This is a genomic window from Novosphingobium sp. FKTRR1 (genome assembly GCF_020404405.1).
Taxonomy (GTDB): Bacteria; Pseudomonadota; Alphaproteobacteria; order Sphingomonadales; family Sphingomonadaceae; genus Novosphingobium.
Genome location: NZ_JAIZDA010000001.1, coordinates 366,821 through 388,537, shown reverse-complemented (window position 1 = coordinate 388,537; position 21,717 = coordinate 366,821). Strand labels below are relative to the sequence as shown.

At 64.7% G+C, this 21,717-nt stretch carries 13 protein-coding genes; 6 read left to right on the top strand and 7 right to left on the bottom strand.

Translation table 11 applies throughout. The annotated features are described in order from the left end of the window. Positions 1-37 precede the first annotated feature (37 nt). Positions 38-2,704, bottom strand: coding sequence for a TonB-dependent receptor (locus LDN95_RS01605; protein ID WP_226015868.1), 2,667 nt, complete (start codon positions 2,702-2,704; stop codon positions 38-40). Between the two features lie 240 nt (positions 2,705-2,944). On the opposite strand from LDN95_RS01605, the gene LDN95_RS01600 reads away from it, so the two are divergent. Continuing rightward, positions 2,945-3,826 (top strand): LysR family transcriptional regulator, encoded by an 882-nt coding sequence (locus tag LDN95_RS01600; protein WP_226015867.1) that lies wholly within the window; start codon positions 2,945-2,947, stop codon positions 3,824-3,826. 35 nt (positions 3,827-3,861) lie between these two features. Here LDN95_RS01600 and LDN95_RS01595 read toward each other — a convergent pair whose 3' ends face one another. Both LDN95_RS01595 and LDN95_RS01590 read right to left on the bottom strand, forming a co-directional pair. Beyond that, a complete protein-coding gene (locus LDN95_RS01595; protein ID WP_226015866.1) occupies positions 3,862-4,602 on the bottom strand; it encodes a gamma-glutamyl-gamma-aminobutyrate hydrolase family protein in 741 nt (246 codons plus the stop codon). 159 nt (positions 4,603-4,761) lie between these two features. Continuing rightward, positions 4,762-6,699, bottom strand: coding sequence for an NAD(P)/FAD-dependent oxidoreductase (locus LDN95_RS01590; protein WP_226015865.1), 1,938 nt, complete (start codon positions 6,697-6,699; stop codon positions 4,762-4,764). Positions 6,700-6,946: 247 nt separating this feature from the next. Here LDN95_RS01590 and LDN95_RS01585 point away from each other — a divergent pair, with 247 nt between their 5' ends. The 4 genes from LDN95_RS01585 to LDN95_RS01570 all read left to right on the top strand — a co-directional run bounded on the left by LDN95_RS01585 (position 6,947) and on the right by LDN95_RS01570 (position 12,633). Continuing rightward, positions 6,947-8,302 (top strand): aspartate aminotransferase family protein, encoded by a 1,356-nt coding sequence (locus LDN95_RS01585; RefSeq protein WP_226015864.1) that lies wholly within the window; start codon positions 6,947-6,949, stop codon positions 8,300-8,302. A gap of 46 nt (positions 8,303-8,348) precedes the next feature. Beyond that, complete coding sequence (locus LDN95_RS01580) at positions 8,349-9,836, top strand: NAD-dependent succinate-semialdehyde dehydrogenase (RefSeq protein WP_226015863.1); 1,488 nt, start codon at positions 8,349-8,351, stop codon at positions 9,834-9,836. A gap of 222 nt (positions 9,837-10,058) precedes the next feature. Then, positions 10,059-11,279, top strand: coding sequence for a DNA (cytosine-5-)-methyltransferase (dcm, locus tag LDN95_RS01575; protein WP_226015862.1), 1,221 nt, complete (start codon positions 10,059-10,061; stop codon positions 11,277-11,279). Positions 11,280-11,346: 67 nt separating this feature from the next. Continuing rightward, entirely contained in the window at positions 11,347-12,633 is a 1,287-nt protein-coding gene (locus tag LDN95_RS01570; protein WP_226015861.1) for an MvaI/BcnI family restriction endonuclease, read from the top strand. Positions 12,634-13,154: 521 nt separating this feature from the next. Here LDN95_RS01570 and LDN95_RS01565 read toward each other — a convergent pair. From LDN95_RS01565 to LDN95_RS01550, 4 genes are all read right to left on the bottom strand, one after another. Then, complete coding sequence (locus LDN95_RS01565) at positions 13,155-14,072, bottom strand: glutathione S-transferase family protein (protein WP_226015860.1); 918 nt, start codon at positions 14,070-14,072, stop codon at positions 13,155-13,157. 194 nt (positions 14,073-14,266) lie between these two features. Further along, positions 14,267-16,711, bottom strand: a complete 2,445-nt coding sequence (locus LDN95_RS01560) for a TonB-dependent receptor (protein ID WP_226015859.1) — start codon at positions 16,709-16,711, stop codon at positions 14,267-14,269. Between the two features lie 110 nt (positions 16,712-16,821). Continuing rightward, a complete protein-coding gene (locus LDN95_RS01555; RefSeq protein ID WP_226015917.1) occupies positions 16,822-18,768 on the bottom strand; it encodes a tetratricopeptide repeat-containing sulfotransferase family protein in 1,947 nt (648 codons plus the stop codon). 186 nt (positions 18,769-18,954) lie between these two features. Then, the gene (locus LDN95_RS01550; protein WP_226015858.1) at positions 18,955-20,289 is read right to left on the bottom strand and encodes an MFS transporter; all 1,335 of its coding nucleotides are present in this window, start codon (positions 20,287-20,289) and stop codon (positions 18,955-18,957) included. Between the two features lie 160 nt (positions 20,290-20,449). On the opposite strand from LDN95_RS01550, the gene cyoA reads away from it, so the two are divergent. Then, complete coding sequence (cyoA, locus tag LDN95_RS01545) at positions 20,450-21,700, top strand: ubiquinol oxidase subunit II (RefSeq protein ID WP_226015857.1); 1,251 nt, start codon at positions 20,450-20,452, stop codon at positions 21,698-21,700. Positions 21,701-21,717: the final 17 nt, after the last annotated feature.

The window sequence follows — 21,717 nt, the reverse complement described above, 5'->3', positions numbered from 1 at the left end:
TCTCAAGCTGGTTGCAAGTCTGTCGCCGGAGTGGCGATCAGAACTGCACGCCAACCTTGACACCGTAGATGCGCGGACGAACCGGCACTTCGGCCTTGATGAACTGGGCCGAGGTGGTGAACGTCGAAGCGGCGGTGTTGGCGAGGTTTTCGCCGAACACGGTAACGGTGTACTTGTCCTTCTTGAAGCCGAACGATGCGTCGACGATGGCATAACCGTCCATCTTGTAGCGCAGCAGCGTGGTGCCCGGAACAACCACACCATCACCCGACGGATAGGTGCTGGGCTGGTTGTACATCGACCCGGTGTAGGTCAGGCCGGCGTTGGCGAACCAGTTGATGTCGGCCTTGCCGTTCCAGTCATAGCGCACGCGGATGTTGCCCTGGAATTCGGGGCTGAACGGCGTGACCGTACCCTTGGCACCGAACGGGCTCTGCACCGGCACGGCGACCCCACCCTTGATGTAGGTGGTGATGCACTTGCCGAAGTTGTTCGACGCCGGGTTGTTGGCGATCAGGCAAGGTTCGTTGGCCTGCTCGCTCTTGTTGTAGGTGGCCGAACCCATCACCGTCAGGCCGGTTACCGGACGCGCGGTGAACTGCGCTTCCACGCCCTTGATGTGATAGTCGGGGCCGTTGGTGACGAAGCTGGTGTTGCCGAAGCCGCCAGCCGGGTTGAAGAAGCCGAACTGAACGCTCTGCCACTTCATGTAATAGGCCGACAGGTTCAGCGTGACCTTGCGGTCGAACAGGTCGGTCTTGAAGCCGGCTTCCCAGTTGGTCAGCGTATCGGGAGCCCAGCCGCCCGGACGCAGCAACTGTGCGTTGCCGTCGCTGCCCGGAAGCACCGGAACCACGCGACGGTTCGAGCCGCCCGGACGGAAGCCCTGGCTGAACAGCGCGTAGACCATGGTGCCGTCCTTGGGCTTCCAGGTGATCACGCCCTTGCTCTTGAAGCCCGTGTAGCGCGGGCTGGTGTCGGTGCGCAGGTCGATGTTGGCGTTGCCGCCACCGGCCACGGCGCAGACCACCACCTGATAGCAGTTGCCAGCATAGGTCTGGTACTGCGAACCGGTCTCGAACGCCTTGTAGTTGTAGTAGCGCGTGCCGCCGGTGATCGTCAGGTTGGGCAGGATGTCGAAATCGACCGAACCGAAGAACGCCAGCTGGTTGTAACCGCGCTGCAGATCTTCACCGAACGCGGTGTTGGTGTCGCGCAGACCCGGACGCGTGGCCGTCGAACCCGGAACCGTCTGGACCACGCCCGAGCAAGCCGCGTTCGCTGCGATCAGCGAGGTCGTGCAAGCCGGGATGGTCTTGTAGTCGAAGTTCATCACGTCATAGATCTTGAACGATTCCCAGTACGCACCGACGATGGCGCGGATGCGCTTGTCATCGGGGGTGGCGACGCGGAATTCGTGGCTCTGGTGCGTGCTGCGGACGGTGTCTTCCCAATACGCGACCGGCGAGTAGCAGTACGGCGCGCCGTTGCCCCAGCCGGTGCCGCCGCCGGTGCACTGATAGTACATGCCGCCGCCGGTGCGCGAATAGTTGGTGTAGTCCTGCTGTTCCGACATGTGCCGGGTCATGTAGGCGCCGGTGTAGGTCAGCTTGAAGCCGCCGACGTTGCCGTTGATCGTCCACGCGGTGTTCCAGAACTTGTCGCGGTTCCACGACGGGCTGAACGTGGTGGTCTGCAGCTTGCCCAGCTTCTGGAAGTCCGAACCGATCGGGTACGTCGAGAACGTGCCCTCGGCATCGACGTCCTGGAAGGTTTCGGTGACCAGCAGGTTCCAGTCGGGGTTGATGTCCCACTGTGCCGCGATCCGGCCGCCGACATAGTCGATCGGGTTGTAGTCGCGCTTGACCAGCGGGTAGTTGTTGTACTGGCCGCTGTTCGACTGCTGGCTGGCGGGCAGCGCCTTGTTGCCGTTGTTGAAATAGAAGTTGCCGGTATCGGCGTCCGAACGGTGGAACGTGCTCTGGACGTTGTCGATGTAGCCGCCGTGGTGATCGTCATAGACCACCGCGCGGATCGCCAGCTTGTCCTGGATCAGCGGGATGTTGATCGCGGCGTTGAACGCTGCGTTGGCCGCGCCGTTGGAGGTGCCGCCGAAGCTGCCTTCGATCTTGCCTTCCCAGACGTTCTGCTTGGGCTTGTTGGTGATGTAGCGGACCACACCGGCCTGCGCGCCACCGCCGAACAGGGTACCCTGCGGCCCTTCGAGCACTTCGACGCGCTCAAGGTCGGCGACATAGACGTCGGCGTTGCGCGCCGGGAACTGCATCGACTGGTCGTCGAGGTACAGCGCGACGTTGGGGAACGGCGCGATCGAGGCCGACGACTGGTTGCCGGCAAAGCCTGCCGACAGGCCGCGCATGAAGATGGCGCCCTGGCCGGGGCCGTTGCTGCCGAAAGTCACGTTGGGCGTGAACTTGAGCAGGTCATTGAAAGTGGTGACGTTGAGCTTGGACAGCGTGTCGGCGCTGAACGCCTGCAGCGTCATCGGCACGTCCTGGATCGATTCGTTGCGGCGCTGCGCCGTCACGATGATGACCGAGCTGTCGGTGGGCGCATCGGCGGCCGCCGCATCGGCCGGAGCAGGTGCAGCATCGGCGGCAAAGGCCGGGTTGCTGGCCAGGCCAAAGCCGATGGCGCACGACAGCAGCAAGCCTGTCTTGAACACGGTGTTCGTGGTCTTCATGGTAACCCCCTGAACGGAAATGTTTTTGTACACTCATGGAAAGCCCTTCGCCGCGTGTCGCAGCGATTGACTGTCCCCAGAGCGCCATTGGCAAAGTTCGCCGGAACAACCCAATTCAAAGTCGGAAACTAGACTATAGAAGAAATCTATCGTTCAATAGGGGCGAAACGGTATGGACATCTCGCAGCCGCGCCATCGCACCTGCGAGATTCGATCCGGCGGACGGGGAAATTTGGGTACATGTCGGTCAACCATCAGCATTTGCGGGCATTTCTGGCGGTCGCCAGCGAGGGCAGCTTCTCGCGCGCGGCGCGGCGGCTCAACATCTCGCAGCCAACATTGTCTCAACAAATCAAGGCTTTGGAAAGTCGTCACGGCCAGATGCTGTTCGAAGGACGGCGGCGGCCCCTGCAACTGACCCCGGTCGGGCGCGATCTGTTGGCGCTCACCCAGCGGATGTTCGCGACATCGCAGGAAATCGACGATCTGCTCGACGAGCGCAAGCCGAGCGATACCGCGTTCGTGCGGCTGGCGGCGGATTCGCCGACCCATGCGGTGCGCTTGGTGGCCGAATTGTTACGAACCGAGCCGGGTCTGGATGTGGAGATCCACATCGACAACTCGCACGCCACGCTGGTGCAATTGCTGGAAGCGCGCGCCGATGTGGCGATCGTCAGCGATCCGCAGATCGATCCCCGGCTGGTCTACAAGCCGCTGTTCATCGATCATCTGATGGCCGTGGTACCCACGAACCATGCGCTGGCGGCGCTCGATTGCATTCCGTTGCAGGCGCTGGGCAACGAATGCCTGCTTCTGCGTGAGGCGACGTCAAAGACCCGCGCGGCGATCATGACGGTCCTGCGCACGCACGAAGTGACCCCGCGCCGCACGATCGAACTGCACAGCCGCGAGGCAATCCGCGAGGCGGTGGCCTGCAACATCGGCGTCAGCCTGTTCTTTTCGTCCGAATGCCCGCCCGACGTGCGGCTGGCCGTCCGCCCGATCGAGCACCAACCCGACCGCGCGCTGCTGACCGGCTATATAGTTTGCAGCTTCGAGCAGCGCCGCACGCCGCTTATCCGCACCGTGTTGCAGGCCGCAACCCGCATCGAACAGCTTTGAATCGCCTGGCCGTTCCGACTGCGATCACAAGCTGGTCAGGCCGCGCTTGCCCGCAGCGCGGCGCCTAGCGCTGCGAAGAACCAGCGCGACTGCGGGTTCGTTTCGGCGTCCCATTCGGGGTGCCATTGCACCGCCAGCACCTGCGCGGGGCCGACTTGCGCGGAAAACGCCTCAACCAGCCCGTCCGGCGCGGTGGCCTCGATGGTCAGCCCGTCGCCGAGCCGGTCGACGCCCTGAAAGTGCACGGTGTTGACACAGATCGCCTCGGCACCAAGCCCCTGCGCGATCACGCCACCCGGCGCCAGCGCCACATCATGACAGTGCGCGAACATCGCGTCGAGCGTGACCCCGGCGGGGGCATGATGTTCGACGGAACTGGGCGCGAGTTGCTGCAACGTGCCGCCAAACACCACGTTCAGTTCCTGAAACCCGCGACAAATGCCGAAAACGGGCTTGCCCGCCGCGATCATCGCCTTGGCCAGCCCGAGCGCGGTGTCATCGCGCTGCGGATCGAACGGGCCATCGCCTTGCGTTCCGCCATAGCGCGCAGGTTCAAGGTTCGAGGTGCTGCCGGTCAGCAACAGGCCGTCGAGCCGATGGGCCATGCCGTCGTGATCGGTCAGCGCGCCGAGCGCTGGCACCAGCACCACGTCAACGTCGCTGAAACGGGCGGGTGCGCGCAGATAGCGGTCGATCACGCGGTGGATCGGCTCACCCTCGAACGTGCGGATGCAGCAGACGATGCCAAGCAGCGGGCGGGCGGGCGAACGGTTCATCACAAGGGGTCTCGGTTACGGCAGCAGGCGGAAAGGCGGGGGGCGGGCTTGGCGGCGACCACCGGCCGGATGCCCGCCAAATCCCTTTTAAAAGTCCCACCATTCTGGCGATAGATTAGTCATTTTTCTGTAAGATAGCAGTCATCATTGCCGGGCGGGTCAGGCCATCAGGTCGTTGACCGCGCGATAGGCCTGATCGATCGCGGAATCGGTATAGGCGGCGCGGCCCGAATCCGAATTGGCGATGGCGATCGCGCCAAAGCGCTTGCGCCCGACCAGATGCGGCGCGTCCGGTTCGTCATCGCGCTTGGCATCCCACAACGCGTTGTATTCGGGCGCATAGCCGTGCGGCCAGCGGTTCACGGTCACCCCGACGATGTCCTTGCCCGCATCGAAGCCATAAGCCCCCATCGCGCGGGTCAGCAGGTCGGCGATATGGCTTTCGAACGTGGCAAGGTCGGTGCCCAGCAGTTCGGCGCGACCGGCGCGGCTCTGGTCATGTTCGGGCAGGCCGGGGGCGTGGGGAATGTGGCTGAGCCGCATCAGGATCGGATCGTCGGGGCTTGCCGGGCCGGTATAGCCGCCGATCTCGGTCGCGCGGTCGAGGCCGAAGCTTTGGTACCAGTTGGTCGGGCAGGTGACTTGCCCCACGCCCGCCTTGGCAAAAGCGCGCCAGTTGTCGAGCGCGACGCTGACATAGACCAGCGGTTCCTTGACCAGTTCGTGCAGGGCGGCCTTCTGCGCATCGCCCAGCGTCGGGATCAGGTGCGGGATGATCATGTTCCAGCAGGCCATGACCACGTGGCGCGCGGCAACCTTGCGCACTTGTCCGCCCTTGGAATAGACCACGTCCGCCCCGGCAGAGGCGCGGTTTTCCACGCGGACAACCGTGCTGGACAGGCGCAGGCGCACCGGCTGACCTTCGCGATCAAGCGTTTCGTAATGGCAGGGCGCCAGGATCGCGCTTTCCGCCGTCACGCCGCCACCCATGAACGCCGGGATCAGTTGCGCCACCAGCAGGCGCGCCACCGAGCCGTTGCCATCGGGGAAATGGAAGGCATAGCTGCCCCCGGTATTGGCAAAGCCGCGCGGGGTATAGCCCATGCGGAAGGTGCCGCCCTTGTCGAGCTTCACCGCCTTGAACCCCGGAAAGAACCCGGTGCCCCACGCATCGAGCGCGCTGATCCCGTCGGCACCCACGCACCACCAGCCCAGCGGCCGGTTCTGGTACAAGGCAACCGCCTCGTCCCCCAGACCGCCGTGCTTTTGCAGATAGGCGCGGTAGCTGATGCGCGAGAGGTAATCCTTGCGCTGCTCCATCGGCATCGTGCCCAGCGGGTCGCTGGTCGCGGCTTCGAACGCCGCGATCTGGGCCAGCGCCGCTGCCGAAAGCGGCGCGGACTTGAGCGCCTCGGCATAGGACTGGCCGCGCGGGGTCTTGACCAGCGCATCGCGGCCGAACGTTTCCCGGTCGAAGAACGTGGCCGCTTGCAGGCCCGCCTTGTCGAGCGCGCCGGGCTTGGCCTCGCCGTACTTTTCGGAAAGGGTCGGCACGTCGATGCCGATGCGGCGCAGCAGCCCATCGGCCACGGTGCTGTAGGGCGTCGGGCTGTCGATGCCGAGCGTGCCGCCGTTGGCGATCAGGGTGTGGCCGCGCACGTGAAACTCGTTGCGCTTGGCATGGCCGCCGAAGTCGTCGTGGTTTTCAAGGATCAGGATGCGGGCCGACGGGTTGCGGTCGCGATAGAACAGCGCCGCCGACAGTCCGCTGATCCCGCCACCGACGACGACAAGATCGTAATCCTCATGCGCCGGACCGGCCAGCGCCTGACCGACAACCTGGCCATCGCGCAAGGCGTGGGCCACTTCGAACGATCCGGGATGCGATCCGCGCATGCCGGTGCGCACCGGGGGGTAATAGCCGCCCGGTTCTCCGGCCACTGGGGCTGATGGGGATGAAGGGGCGGGCGTGGCACTTGTTGCCGCGGCGGCCACCAGCGGCGCGCCTGCCAAAGCGGCCGCCGTCGACCCGGCTGCGGTGTTTCGCACGAAATCGCGTCGGGTCACGCCGATGCCATTTGCGCCGTCCTTGCTCATCACTCTCGCTCCGCCCGAAGTAGGTTATGCGCCACTGTGATCACATTCCGCGATCACTGGCAAGTCCGTTGCAAGCGTGCCCCCGCGCAAGCGCGATTGCGACCACCGCGCCCAAGTGGTGCATGGCAGGCACCACCCTTACGCCCTTTTGCGCCTTTCGCGACGGGGCGGTGAGGGGCTATCCAAGCTTTCGGCGTACCGGCTTCGGTATGACCGGATTCGACGTGCGAAGAACGGAGCAGTTTGGATGGCCAGCCTTGGTGACGTGGTGATGCAGGCAGATGGCACGGGCGCGGCAGCCCCGCTGGATCTTGACCACTTCTGGATGCCGTTCACCAACAACCGCTTTTTCAAGGCCAATCCGCGCCTGTTCGCCGCCGCGCAGGACATGCACTATACCACCACCACCGGGGCGCAGGTGCTCGATGCCACGTCGGGGCTGTGGTGCGTCAACGCCGGGCACGGCCGCGCGCCGATCACCGAGGCGATCCGCGAGGCGGCAGGCGTGCTCGATTTCGCGCCGACGTTCCAGTTGGGCCATCCGCTGCCGTTCCGGCTGGCGAGCGAGCTGACCAGGATCCTGCCCGCCGGGATGGACCGCGTGTTCTTCACCAATTCGGGTTCGGAAAGCGTCGAGACCGCGCTCAAGATGGCGCTCGCCTATCACCATGCGCGCGGCGATTCCGGGCGATTCCGGCTGATCGGTCGGCAGCGCGGCTATCACGGCACCAACTTTGGCGGCGTGTCGGTCGGCGGCATCGGCGGCAACCGGCGGCGCTATGTCTCGCAAGTGTGGGGCGTCGATCACCTGTCGCACACCCACACCGACGCCGTCCGTTTCCAGAAGGGGCTGCAACCGGGCAACGGCAATCTGGCCGAAGAGCTTGAGGAACTGGTCGCGCTGCATGGGGGCGAGACGATCGCGGCGGTGATCGTCGAGCCGGTCGCGGGCTCCACCGGCGTGCTGGTGCCGCCGCAGGGCTATCTCCAGCGGCTGCGCGAGATCACGGCCAAGCACGGCATTCTGCTGATCTTCGACGAGGTGATCACCGGCTTCGGACGGCTGGGCACGGCAACCGGCGCGGAATTCTTCGGCGTGACGCCCGATATCCTCACGCTGGCCAAGGGACTGACCAACGCCACCGTGCCGATGGGCGCGGTCGCCGCCACCCGCGCGGTGCATGACACCGTGGTCGATGGCTCGCCCGAGGGGATCGAGTTCTACCACGGCTATACTTATTCGGGCCACCCGCTGGCGGCGGCGGCGGGCATCGCCACGCTCGGCGTCTATCGCGACGAAGGCCTGTTCGCACGCGCGGCGCAACTGGCCCCGACATGGGAAGCGGCGATGCACGGGCTGCGCGATTGCCCCAACGTGATCGACATCCGCAACCTCGGCCTTGTCGCCGGGATCGAGCTGGCCCCGCGCGATGGCAAAGTCGGCGCGCGCGCGATGGAAGCGTTCCACCGCGCCTTCGATGCCGGACTGCTGATCCGCGTGACCGGAGACATCATCGCGCTGTCGCCGCCGCTGATCGTCAGCGAGGCGCAGATCGGTGAAATCGCCGACAAGCTGCGCAAGGTACTGCAAGAAACTGCATGACGCGCTATGGCGCGACCGATGCGCAATGTCGTTGAAAGGATTGAACATGGTTGATCAGGCTCGGGCCGCTGCGCCCGTACGGCCCACGCTGGCGCGCCCCGATCTGTGGCGCGAGGCGGCTTTCGTCGGCGGCGCATGGATCAGCACCGACAAGACCATCGCCGTGGACAACCCGGCCACCGGACAGGTGATCGGCCATGTGCCCGACCTTGGCGCGACCGAGGCCGATACCGCCGTCACCGCCGCCAGCGCGGCCTTCGTCACATGGCGCAAGGCCCCGGCCAAGGAACGCGGCGCGGTGTTGAAGCGCTGGGCCGCGCTGATGCACGCCCATGCCGACGATCTGGCGCTGATCCTCACCGCCGAACAGGGCAAGCCGCTGGCCGAGGCCAAGGGCGAGGTGGCCTATGCCGCCAGCTTCCTCGAATGGTTCGGCGAAGAAGCGCGGCGCGTGCGCGGCGAAGTGCTGACCCCGCACATGGCCGAGCGGCGGCTGGTCGTCACCCGCCAGCCGGTGGGCGTGGTCGGCGCGATCACCCCGTGGAACTTCCCGCTGGCGATGATCACCCGCAAGGCCGGCCCGGCGCTGGCGGTCGGCTGCACGTTCGTGGTCAAGCCTTCGGAGCTCACCCCGTTTTCCGCGCTGGCGCTGGCCGTGCTGGCCGAAGAAGCGGGCGTTCCGGCAGGCGTGCTCAGCGTGCTGACGGGTGAGGCCAAGGGCATCGGCGGTGTGCTGACCGGCGATCCGCGCGTGGCCAAGTTCACTTTCACCGGATCGACCCCGGTGGGCAAGCTGCTCGCCGCGCAATGCGCCGGTACGGTCAAGCGGGTCAGTCTGGAACTGGGCGGCAACGCGCCGTTCATCGTGTTCGAGGACGCCGATCTGGATGCCGCGGTCGAAGGCGCGCTGATGTCGAAGTTCCGCAACACCGGCCAGACTTGCGTGTGCGCCAACCGCCTGTTCGTGCACGAAGCGGTGCACGATGCCTTTGCCAAGAAGCTGGCGGCGCGGGTGGCGGCCTATCGCGTCGGGCCGGGGCTGGATGGCCCGACCGATCAGGGCCCGCTGATCGACGCGCGCGCCGTGGCCAAAGTCGCCGCGCACGTGGCCGACGCACTGGCGGGCGGGGCGCGGCTGCTGACCGGCGGCAAGCAGTTGCCGATCGGCGAACGCTTCTATGCCCCCACCGTGCTGGCCGATGTGCGGTCCGATGCGCTGCTGTGCCGCGAGGAAACCTTCGGTCCGGTCGCGGGCCTCGTCAAGTTCAGCACCGAGGCTGAGGCCGTTCGCATGGCCAACGACACGCGCGCGGGGCTGGCGTCCTATGCCTATACCCGCGACGGCGCGCGCCAGTGGCGGCTGACGGAATCGCTGGAATACGGCATGGTCGGCATCAACACCGGCCTGATCTCCACCGAAGTCGCCCCGTTCGGCGGCGTCAAGGAATCCGGCCTGGGCCGCGAAGGCTCGCACCTCGGCGTCGACGACTACCTCGAAATCAAACTGGCCTGCATCGCGGTCGCCGAGATCTGAGGGACACCGGGGGCGGTGCGCTGCGCCGAAGCCACCGCCCCCCGGATTTCGCGCGGCCTAACACCCCGCTAGCATCGGCGCCCCTCGGCTTGCGGCGATTGGGGTTTTGGCAAAGTGGTGCTGTAGTTTCAAATTCGAACAAAATGTGAACTTTATGCACAGCAGGGCCTTGTCTCGCTGGCAAGATCGCGACACTATATCGTGATATTACCCAGAGGTACCATGCTCAACGAACTTGCCGCTCTTCGCATTCGCGCCGGTCTGTCGGTCGAGGATTTTGCACTCATGACCGGATGCAGCATCCTGCAAGTCCGATGCTGGGAAGCCGGAGAAGGCAAACCGCGTCAGGCCGCAATAAATCTGCTGCGCTCAATGGCTGCCGTAGCGCCCGCCCCGGCCCCCGGTGGATTCACCTTTATTGATCTGTTTGCGGGGATCGGGGGTATCCGCAAGGGGTTCGATGCCATCGGCGGGCATTGTGTCTTCACCTCAGAATGGAACAAGTACGCCCAGCAGACTTACGCCGACAACTTCCGGGACAATCACCCGCTGCACGGCGACATCACCACCATTGCTACCGATGAAATCCCCGATTTTGATGTGCTGTTGGCGGGCTTTCCTTGCCAACCGTTCTCGATTGCCGGGGTTTCCAAAAAGAACTCGCTGGGTCGGCAGCACGGTTTTCTTGATGAAACGCAAGGTACGCTGTTCTTCGATGTTGCCCGTATCCTCAAGACACACCGACCAGCCGCCTTCCTGCTGGAAAATGTCAAGAACCTGACCTCCCATGACAGGGGGCGCACCTTCCAGGTCATCCTTAAAACACTGACTGATGAACTGGGGTACAAGGTCTGGAGTAAGGTTATAGACGCCCAGCACTTCGTCCCGCAGCACCGCGAGCGGATTGTCATCGTCGGTTTCCGCGAAGACGTGCCTTTCACTTGGGATGATCTCGTTCTTCCGCCCAAGGGCAGCGTGCGGCTCAGGAGCATTCTCCATCCTGAAAACGGCTCCGAGAAGGCAGAAGCGCATTACACGCTGGGGGCCAATGCCGTCGTGAACGGTAAGTACACACTGACGGATAAACTATGGCAGTATCTTCAGGGCTATGCCGACAAGCACAAGGCGGCAGGCAATGGCTTCGGCTTCGGCTTGGTTACGCCGGACGATATCGCCCGCACGCTTTCTGCCCGTTATTACAAGGACGGTTCGGAAATCCTCGTCAGTCAGGGCAGAAGCGCCAACCCTCGGCGCCTGACCCCCCGCGAATGTGCGCGTCTGATGGGCTATGGCGATGACTTCCGCATTCCAGTGTCGGATACACAGGCCTACAAACAGTTCGGCAACTCGGTTGCAGTTCCGGTATTCGGTGCGGTTGCCCGGCTTATGCAGCCGCATATTGAGGCCCTCGTCCGTCCAACGCGACGGCGCGAGGCCGCCTGAACGGGATCCCATGGCCAAGATCAGGGGCGGGTAATTGGTTGCATCGCTAGGACACCTGTTAGAACTGATGCGGCATTACGGCGCATCGCGCATCTATGCCAAGAAGCTAGCGCCTAATGATAACTCTAAGAACCAAGTCTATCTCGGCGGTGATTTCTCGGCGCTCAACATCATCCCACATGGCGAGATTCGCCCCGACGATGCCGCTGTGGCCGGCGCCGTCCGCGACCGCGCAAAGGCTGCAGTAGACTTCTGCTGGATCGATGAAGCGGGCCGACACCTTGCGCCGAATACCGGCCTCATTCTCTACCCGCGCTATCCCGAAGTGCGCATGTCCGGGTTCTTGTCAGGTTGCAAGCATGCGCCGTCGTCTATCATGCGTGTGCGCGATGAGGGACGCCTGTTGGTTCTTGGTATCACGCAGCAAGGCGGGGTGCTGGGTTATGCTGCAAACGCTGCCGATCCCATTACCGCCGAACTGACTGCGCGCGAATGGCCCACAATCGGAGTGTTTCTGGAACTGCCGCTAACGCTGAGGCAAACTACAAGCCCGAAGCAGCAGTTGCTGGATGAGTTGCGCCGCATTTACCGGCTACAATGGATCGCATCGCAAAAGCTAGCCCCTAGTGGCATCAAGGCTCCCTATGCTGCCCGCAATGGTGGCGGCTATACTCTGGAAGCCGAACTGGGCATCAGCCCCAATGGCTATGCCGAACCCGACTTCATGGGCTGGGAAGTTAAGCAGTACGGCGTAAGTGACCTACTGTCGTACCGACCTAAATCACCAGTCACCCTGATGACACCTGAGCCGACAGGTGGTCTCTATCGCACTGGTGGCGTTGCGAGCTTCCTGACGCGGTTCGGCTATCCCGATCAAGCTGGCAAGCCCGACCGCATCAACTTTGGGGGGCGCTATGACTGTACGCGCGGGGCTCACGCGCTGACCGGCCTGCGCATGACGATGACCGGTTTTGACGCGACAACTGGCAAAATTACTGATTTCGATGGTGGATTCTCCCTGCTCGACGCAGCAGACACTGTTGCCGCCTCATGGTCGTTCCGGGGCATGATGGCGCACTGGAACCGCAAGCATGCCCAGGCCGCCTATGTGCCTTCGCTCTTCCGCACGCCGCCGCCCGAATACTGCTACGGTGCCCACATCCTATTGTGCGAACAGACTGATTTTCTTTTATTTCTCAAAGCCTTCGCTACCGGCACCATTTGGTACGACCCCGCCATCAAGGTCGAACAAGCGTCTTCGGCAAAGCCTGAAATTAAACGGCGCAGTCAGTTCCGCGTTGCCCATGCCGACCTTACTCGGCTCTATCAACGACATGAGATCGTGCAGCTTTAACGGATTGACCCTAATACTTCCGTATCGCCCTTGACAAAACGAACCATATGGGTTATATGCCGCGCCGTGACGGGAGCTGGGGCGTGAGCGCTTCGCCTTTGCGACCCGGCGCGCGGTCGGCGCTTTCCAAGGACGGAGGCGTCCGCATTCGCGGCACGAACGGCGGGGCCTGTTACCTCCGCCGTGGGATCGGGCCCCAAGCCCGCAAGGTAGTCCGGCAAGAGCGCGAGCCCACCCCGGTGCCTGCGTGCCCGTCAGGGTCGAGCGAATTTGGTCCCTCAACGCGCCACTTTCGCCATTCGCTAACACCCGCGTCGAGAACCCAAACCAGCGCCGACCGCACCCGTCCGCGCCTTCCCCACCTGCCAGCGGCGTTAACCGGACTCGCCACCCGGCCCAGACCCGTGCGCGAATTCCGCGTGCGGGTTTTTTTGTGCTTGCCGGTGAGGTGGAGCCCCCACCCCCTATCCCTCCCTGCCGGAAGGGGAGGTAACCAAATCGGATCGCAATCGAGCGCCAGGCTAACCCGCCGGGCTGAGGGCGTAGCCGATGCGCGGCAGGTGGACGTGGATTGTGCCCAATTGCGCGTCCTGCCGGGCGAGGCTGAACAGTTGTGCCGAGGCGCCGACCAGTTGCCCAGCAACGGGATCGCGGCCGTAATCGGTGGCGCTGGCGATGACGGACTGGCCCAGCAGCGGGTGCTCGCCGCTGGCGGCCAGCAGCGCCGGGTCGGGCGCGTGCGCGGCGGCGATGGCCAGCGCCTCGTCCGGGGTGGCGGCGCTGCGGGTGCCGTGACCCAGCGCGGCAACGCGGTCGAGCCAGTCGCCAAGGTGCGGCAGATCGGCGAACAGCGCGGCGGCGGGCGGAAACGCGGCGCGCACGAACCACAAGTTGTAATAGGCGGTGGCGTCGGCAAGGCCGGGCGCGGCCCCTTCCAGAAAGGCGCGACCGTCGGCCAACTGCGCCGAGAGCAGCGCGGCATGGGCGCGGAACTGGTCGGACAGGTACGGCACCGCCCCGGCCATCGCCTGCGGGTCGAACGGCCGACCCGACAGCGCCTCCCGATCCTTGATGAAGGCGGGGTCCACTTTGTCGCCAAGGCCGCCGAAGATCACGCCGACAGCGGCCTGAAACACCTCGCGGTCGGTCCAGTATTGCAGCGCGGTGGCAAGGCCTCCCGTTCCTGCGGGAAACAGCGAGGGGGCAGGGTGGCGCCGCTCCAGTTCGGCGACGATGGCCACGCTGTCGAGCCAGACGTCCGCGCCGATCTGCATCACCGGGATGCGCCGGTACCCGCCGGTCAGCGGCAGCAGCGCGGGCTTGGGCATGATGACGGGCTGTTCGACCGCCAGCCATTCCAGCCGCTTGATCCCAAGACAGACCCGCACTTTTTCCGAAAACGGCGAACTGTCGTAGTGATGCAGGATGATCTTGGCCAAGCTCGCTCTCCCCCATGGCGCACAGGGTCCGCGGTCGGACCTGCGTCGTTTGGCGGCATGATGCGATTTCCGTGGCGCTTTGCAACCGGTGTTTGCAAAGGGGCGGGCGAGTGGCTGCGGCGGCCAAAGAAAATGGCAGGCCCCTTTGTCAGAGGCCTGCCATCGGTCGGTCCTGCGCGATCAGACGCGTGCGATCAGAAGCGCTGGGACGCCTTGATGCCGAACAGTTGCGGCTTGATCGGATAGAAGCGCGCATTCGAACGGCACTCGGCAAGGCCGCAAGCCGAAGCCTTTGACAGGATGCCGCGCTTGTCGAAGGCGTTCTGGATATAGGCTTCCAGCTTGATGTCGCCAAAGCTCAACCCGGCCGAAAAATCGAACGTGGTGAATGCCTTGGTGAAGCCGAACTGGCTGACCGTCTGCCCCAGATAGTTGACCGTGTCATAGACGAAGCTGTCCAGCAGCGCGGCGCGGGTGCCGCTCTGGTGGTTGGCCGATGCCTGAATGAACGGCTTCCACGACACGTCGTTCCACGCATAGCGCGCGGTGACGTTGCCCTTGAACTTCGGCGTGGCGGGAAGCTGCGTGCCCTTGGGCGTGCAGCCGCGCGCGTTGCAGAAGTCATCGGCCAGCTTGGCGTCGATATAGGCGGCCGATCCGGTCAGCGAGAAGCCGCCGTTGTAATAGGCAATGTCGCTTTCCACGCCGTTCACTTCGGCACCGCCGGGCGCGTTGAGCAGATAGTTCTGTCCGTTGGCGCCGGGCAGGGTGAACTGGATCTTCTGCCACTTTTCATGGAACACCGCGCCGTTGAAGCGGATGGAGTTGCCCAGCCACGAGGTTTTCCAGCCCAGTTCGTAGTTGGTCAGCGTATCGGCCAGGAACGACGGGGTGCCCGGTCGCCGGTCGTTGCCGCCGGGGCGGAAGCCGGTTGAATACGTGGCATAGATCATCCGCGATGGATCGATCTTCCACGACAGGCTGATCTTGTGGGTCTCACCCTGCTCCTTGTATTGCTTGTTCACGCTGATGCAGGGGTAGAAGCTGTCGCTGGTCGCCACGCAACGCGATGGCCTGCGCCCCAGCCCGGCGATGCCCGAGAACCCGTAGAGCGTGTTGTCGACACTGAAGAAGCGGATGCCGCCGGTCAGCGTCAACGACGAGGTGATGTCGATGTTCTCTTCGGCAAACACGGCATAGTCGCGGTCGACGCGATCGAGCCGCTTGAGGAACACGGCGTCGGGGAAACCGGGCAACGGATACAGGCCCTGATTGGGGAAGTCCGTGATCGGCACGCCCGAAGCGGTGATGCCTGCGGTCGCAAAATCGGTGGCGATCTTGTTCTGCTGGCGCTGCATGAAGGCGCCGAAGGTCAACCGCACCGGCGCGTCGGCGGGCGAACTGAAGCGCAACTCGTGCGTCTGCTTGGTGAAGTGCATGTTCTGGTATTCGAACTGGTTCGGGTTGAGGTAGCCGCCCTTGCCGTCCGGATACTTTGTGTAGAAATAGTAGTCGCCAGCCGCCGCATAGCCGCCGGCCAGCGAGTAGTGGTCATAGGCAACGGTGTAATACGAATAGTCGATGGCCGATTTCTTGTGCCGGTCGAAGTACGAACCGGCATAGGTGACATCCCAGTTGCCGATCTTGCCCTGAATGGTCAGCGATGCCTGCGCCAGTTCGTCGCGGTTGAACGAATCGAGGAAGTCGTGGACCTTCAGGTCGCCCGCTGCCGGGTCGAACAGCCATGACCCGTGCGAGATCTGCTTTTGATAGATCAGTTGCGGCGTCACCGACCAGTCGCTGTCGAGGTCGACCTTCAACGCGGCGCGACCGCCATAAGTGTCGACGGTGTTCTGATCTTTGCCGACGAACTTGGCGTTGTCGATGGTGACGTTGGTGTTCGGATCGGGATCGTCGAGCGAATACGTCCGCTGCTTGTAGGTGTTGTCGATGAAGCCGCCTTCGCGCTTGTAATAGCCGACGAGACGGATCGCGGCATTGGCGCTGATCGGCACGTTGACGAACGCTTCGGCGGTGCCGCCCGCGCCACCCTTGCCGTACTTGTTGACCTGCAGATCGTACCCGGCTTCGAACTTGCCGGTGGAGGGCTTGTTGGTGATGATGCGCAGCGTGCCCGCCAGCGAACTGGCGCCGAACAGCGTACCCTGCGGCCCGGCCAGCGCCTCGATGCGCTGGATGTCGTACAAGTGGATGTCGACCGAGTTGCCGACGGTGGTCACCGGGATTTCGTCGATGTAGCTGCCGACGGTGGGCAGCGAGCCCACGTCAAGCCCGTCACCGCCCGAGTTGATGCCGCGGAAATAGACCTGGCTCTGCCCCGGACCGAACGAGTTGAACGACACGCTGGGCAGCATCTTGGCGTAATCGTCGAAGCTTTGCACCTGACGCTGTTCGAGCGTGGCGGTGCTGAGCGCCTGAATGCTGATCGGCACCTTCTGCAGGCTTTCCGAACGGCGGGTGGCGGTGACGACGATTTCCCCTGCGGCGAGCGGCGCGGCGGCGGCTTCGGCCGGTGCCGGTGCTTCCTGCGCCAGCGCGGGAATTGCCACCGACGACAGCATCGTGCCGACGATCGCCGCCTGCGACAGACGCCAGCGGTCCTTCGAGATCATGCGCATCGTGTTCCCCTGTTGAGCGGCCGACACCCTCATGCCGCCGCGCAAGAACAGGGTAACCGAGCAGGCGGCCTTGCCGCAATCGGCAAGGACCACCCTTTTAAGCGGTCAGATCACGCTTCGAGATAGGGGTATTCGGTCAACGCCGGTCCCAATGCTTCACGCAAGGGGCCAAGAAATGGTGCAAAATTATACCATTGCTCCATACCGTCGCGATTGATCGGACGGCGCACCTGTTCGGAACTGGCGGTACGGACCGGGCGGCTGTTTTCATGGAAGCGCAAGCATGCCGGATCGAATTCGACTCCGACATAGTCGAGCAGCGCGCGCACTTCGGCCTCGGTATCGGTGACCATCCTTTCGTAGAACACGCGGTGGACCCGCCCCGGCAGCACGCGGTCGACATGGTCCATCAGCCGCACATAGTCGGCATAGTACCGACCCATCGTGACCAGATCATAGGCGAAACCCTGACCGCGCGCGAAGTGCTGCTTGAAGTTGGAAAAGCAGCAGCCCAGCGGATGGCGCCGGGCATCGATGATCCGCGCATTGGGCAGCGCAAGGTGGATCAGCGCGACATGCTGCCAGTTGTTGGGCATCTTGTCGATGTAGCGCGCCCGGCCCAGCTTGCGCTGGATGCGCGTTTCCTCGATATATTCGCGGCCCAGCGCGGCCAGCTTCTCGCCCGCAGGGATCGTTGCCGGATAGGCCGACCCCGGCTTCTCGGCGCCCAGCCTGCGCGCGATCACCATCATTTCGGGCAGCTCCTGCGTACCCTCGATCAGGGGGTGGCTGGCAAGGATCTGTTCGACCAGCGTCGACCCGGCGCGCGGCATGCCGATGATGAAGATCGGGTCGAGGGCAGGGTGCCCGCCGCCCTCCAGCCCCGCCAGAAACGCCGGGGTCACCGTGGCGATCGAGCGATCGACCAGCGCGGTCACCACATCGGCGTCATAATCCAGCTCGGTGCGGCGCAGGGCGTTGGCGGTAGCATAGGCGGCAAAGGCGCGCTCGGCCTCACCCATGTCCTCCAGCGCCTTGCCGATGGCGAAGTGCAGGTGATAGCGGTCCTCGTTGCCCAGTTCCGCCACCGTCGCCAGCGCGTGTTCCATCGCCGCGACATCATCGGGGCCGAGCGAGACGGTCTTGAGGTTGGCAAGGCTCCACCACGCTTCGCCAAAACCGGGTTCGAGCGCGATGCAGCGGCGATAGGCGGCAATGCTGTCGGCCTGCCGCCCCACGGTCTTGAGCGAGTGGCCATAGCTGAGCCAGATCTTCGAGGCCCCGGGATGGCGCTTGACGAGGAAGTCGTAGTGCTCGATCGCCTTGTCGACCTCACCGATGCGGCCCAGCGCCGCGGCGGCCAAATTGCGATAGGCGCTGTTGTGCGGGGCAATTGCCAGCAGCGCCTCAAGCTGTTCGAGCGCTTGGCCTGATTCGCCCATGCGGTACAGCACGGTGGCTAGATTGAACCGTGCTGGCTCAAAGCTGGGCGCCAGTTCGACCGCGCGGCTCAACAGCGAAATCGCATCGCGATTGCGGCCGATGCGTCCGGCCACTTCGGCCAGCATGCGGATGGCGGCGATGTCGGTGGGGTGCTGCTTGAGGTATTGCTTGAGCGCGCGTTCGGCGAACGGGATCTCGTTGCGGCACAGCGCCAGCGCGCCGGCCTGCAGCACCGGATCGGTCGCCTGACAGCGCAACTGCTGGGCAAAGGCGAAGTCGGCCCCGGCGTTGTCGCCGGTCAGCACAAGCTGGTCGGCCAGCGCGCGCCATGTCTCATAGCTTTCGGGGTTGCGCCTTGCCGCTTCGCGCAAGGGCGGCACCGCTTCCTCGATCCGGCCCAGCGCGGCGAGCGCAAGGCCCAGCAGCAGCAGCGCCTCGGCACTGGCGGGGACGACGCGCAGGATCTCGCGCGCCTGTTCGGCGGCCAGTGCGGGGGCGCGTTCAAGCAGACCGCGACCGTGCGCGATCGCGCGCTCCAGCGTACCGGTAGGGGCAGCGCCCGCCACCGTTGTGGCGGGCTTGCGCCCGATGGTGGTTGGTCCGGTTCCTGCCATGCTCAAGCGCGCTAGTCCGTGATCGTGCGGGTGCGTGAACCATGGGTCCACCTGTGCCCCGAACGATGGCAGCGAACCGCCGCGCCTGTCAAAGCAATCCGCCGCCCTTTTGCCCAAAGGAGGCAAGGGCGGCGGGAATGCGGGATCGGCCGGGGCCGCCTGTCAGCCGGTCAGCCTGTCAGCCGGTCAGCCTGTCCGGCCCAGTTCGCGGTTGAGCCACAGCGCAAGCAGCGTCGCCAGCGCGCCCGACAGCAAATAGCCGCCCGAGGCGATCAGGCCGAAGCTGGCCGACAGCCACAACGCCACCAGCGGGGCGAACCCGGCACCGAACAGCCACGCAAGGTCGCTGGTCAGCGCCGAGCCGGTATAGCGCCGGTGGATCGGGAAGCTGCTGGAAACCGAGCCTGAAGCCTGTCCGAAGCCAAGGCCGAGCAGGATGAAGCCGGTGGTCATGAACGCGATCTGGCCTGCTTCGCCAAGACCCAGAAACTGCGGGGCAAACCCGCTGAACGCGGCAATCGCGGCGGCCGATCCGGCCAGCACCGTGCGGCGGCCGAAGCGGTCAGCCAACAGCCCCGAGGCGACGATCGCCGCGACGCCCAGCGCGCCGCTGGCCGCCTCGATCACCAGAAAGCGGGTCGGCTCTTCGGACGTGAACAGGAACACCCACGAGAGCGGGAACACGGTGACCATGTGGAACAGCGCAAAGCTGGCGAGCGGGGCGAAAGCGCCGATCACGACGGTGCGCCATTCCGCGCGCAAGGTCGCCAGCACCGGTTCGGGCTGCAAGGCGGTGCTGGCAAACAGTTCCTCGACATCGTGCGAGCCGACCATCTGCAGCCGCGCGAACAGCGCCACCACGTTGATCGCAAAGGCGACGAAGAACGGGAAGCGCCAGCCCCATTCAAGGAAGTCGGCGGCGGGCAGCGATGCGGTGAAGAACGCGAACAGCAAGCTGGCGACGATCAGGCCAAGCGGCGCGCCCAGTTGCGGGATCATCGCATACCAGCCGCGCCGGTTTTCAGGCGCGCCCAATGCCAGGAGCGAGGGCAGGCCTTCCCACGTGCCGCCCTGGGCAAAGCCTTGGCCCAGCCGCAACAGCGCCAGCAGCCACACCGCATCGTTGCCCAGCGTGGCGTGGCCGGGCAGGAAGGCAATGGCCGCGGTCGATCCGCCAAGCAGGAACAGCGCGACCGTCAGCTTGGTGGTGCGGCCATAAAGCCGGTCGAGCGCGGTGAACGCCACCGTGCCGAACGGGCGGGCAAGGAAGGCCAGCGCAAAGATCGCAAACGACCACAAGGTGCCGGTCAGCGGATCGAATTCGGGGAAGAAGAACTTCGGAAACACCAGCACCGAGGCGATGGCATAGACGAAGAAGTCGAAGAACTCCGACGTGCGACCGATGATGACACCGATGGCCAGCTCGCCCGAGGTGACCGGGCCGTGAGCGCCGCCATGGGGAGCGCCTCCATGGGCATCTTGCGCAGAAGCGGTTTGGGGCGCGATGGGAAGGGCGGTCATCGTGGGATCAAGCTCCGTGGCCTTGCAGGTATGCGAATCGGGCGGACGGGCAAAGGCCGCCGGTTATCAAGGGCTGCCTTATCGTCCTTGATCCAGCGCAAAGGGATTGGACAAAATGTCCAATCGATTGCACCCCGCAACAGGCATAGGGGCTCGGGTCATGTCCCAGAAACCTGCCCGCTTCGCCCTGCTTGCGTCCATGCACCGTTTCCGCCCGCGCTTGGCCGTGGTGCGCACAGGGCTTGTCGGGTCCGCTGCGGCGCTGCTGGGCGGGTGCAAGCTCGAAGTGCTCAACCCCTCGGGCGACGTGGCCTGGCAACAGGCGCACATGGTCGAGATCGCCACCGCGCTGATGCTGCTGATCATCGTGCCGGTCATGGCGCTGACGGTGTGGTTCGCGTGGAAGTACCGCGCGGGCAATACCGAGGCCCGCTATGAGCCCGAATGGAGCCACTCGACCCAGCTCGAACTGGTGATCTGGTCGGCGCCGCTGCTGATCATCATCGCGCTGGGCGCGGTCACCTGGGTCGGCACCCATCTGCAAGATCCCTATCGCGCGCTGGCCCGGATCGACAAGGACAAGCCGCTCGACGCCCGGATCGCGCCGCTCGACATCGAGGTGGTCGCGCTCGACTGGAAGTGGCTGTTCATCTACCCCGGCCAGAAAGTGGCCACCGTCAATGAACTGGTCCTGCCGGTTGATCGCCAAGTGCGCTTCCACATCACTTCGGCCACGGTGATGAACTCGTTCTACGTGCCCGCGATGGCCGGGCAGATCTATGCGATGCCGGGCATGGAGACGACGCTCCACGCCGTGCTCAACAAGCAGGGCGATTACACCGGCTTTTCGGCCAATTACAGCGGTGCCGGGTTCTCGCACATGCGCTTTGCCACGCATGGCGTTTCGGCAGCGGCGTTCGAGAGCTGGGCCGCCGGATTGCGCGACAGCAAGGGTGCGGCCTTGACCCGCGAGGCTTATCTGCAGCTTGAAAAGCCGAGCGAGAAGGAGCCGGTGCGCCGCTTCGCCAGCGTCGCCCCCGACTTGTTCGATGCGGTGGTCAACTTGTGCGTCCGCCCCGGCAAGATGTGCGCCAGCGAGATGATGGCGCTCGACGCGCGCGGCGGTACGGGTTCGGCCGGACGCTTCAACATGGCCGCGCTGACGTATGACAAGAACGGCCGCGAGCAAGTTGCCAGCGCCGTTCCCGGTGGAATGACCGCCGCCGACCGCCTGTTCGTCAAGGCATGGTGCGCGCCGACCAAGCCACTGCGCGCCGCCTCTGCCGAAGTCGCCTCACCCGCCAACAGCGCGCCCTTGCGCGGCGCCGCCATCGCCTGGCCGGGGTCAGTGACCAAACCCGCCGGCCCCTTGCTCAGCCTTGCGCGCACCACGCGCGCACCCCGTTCTTGATCCCCCATCTCCCCTTT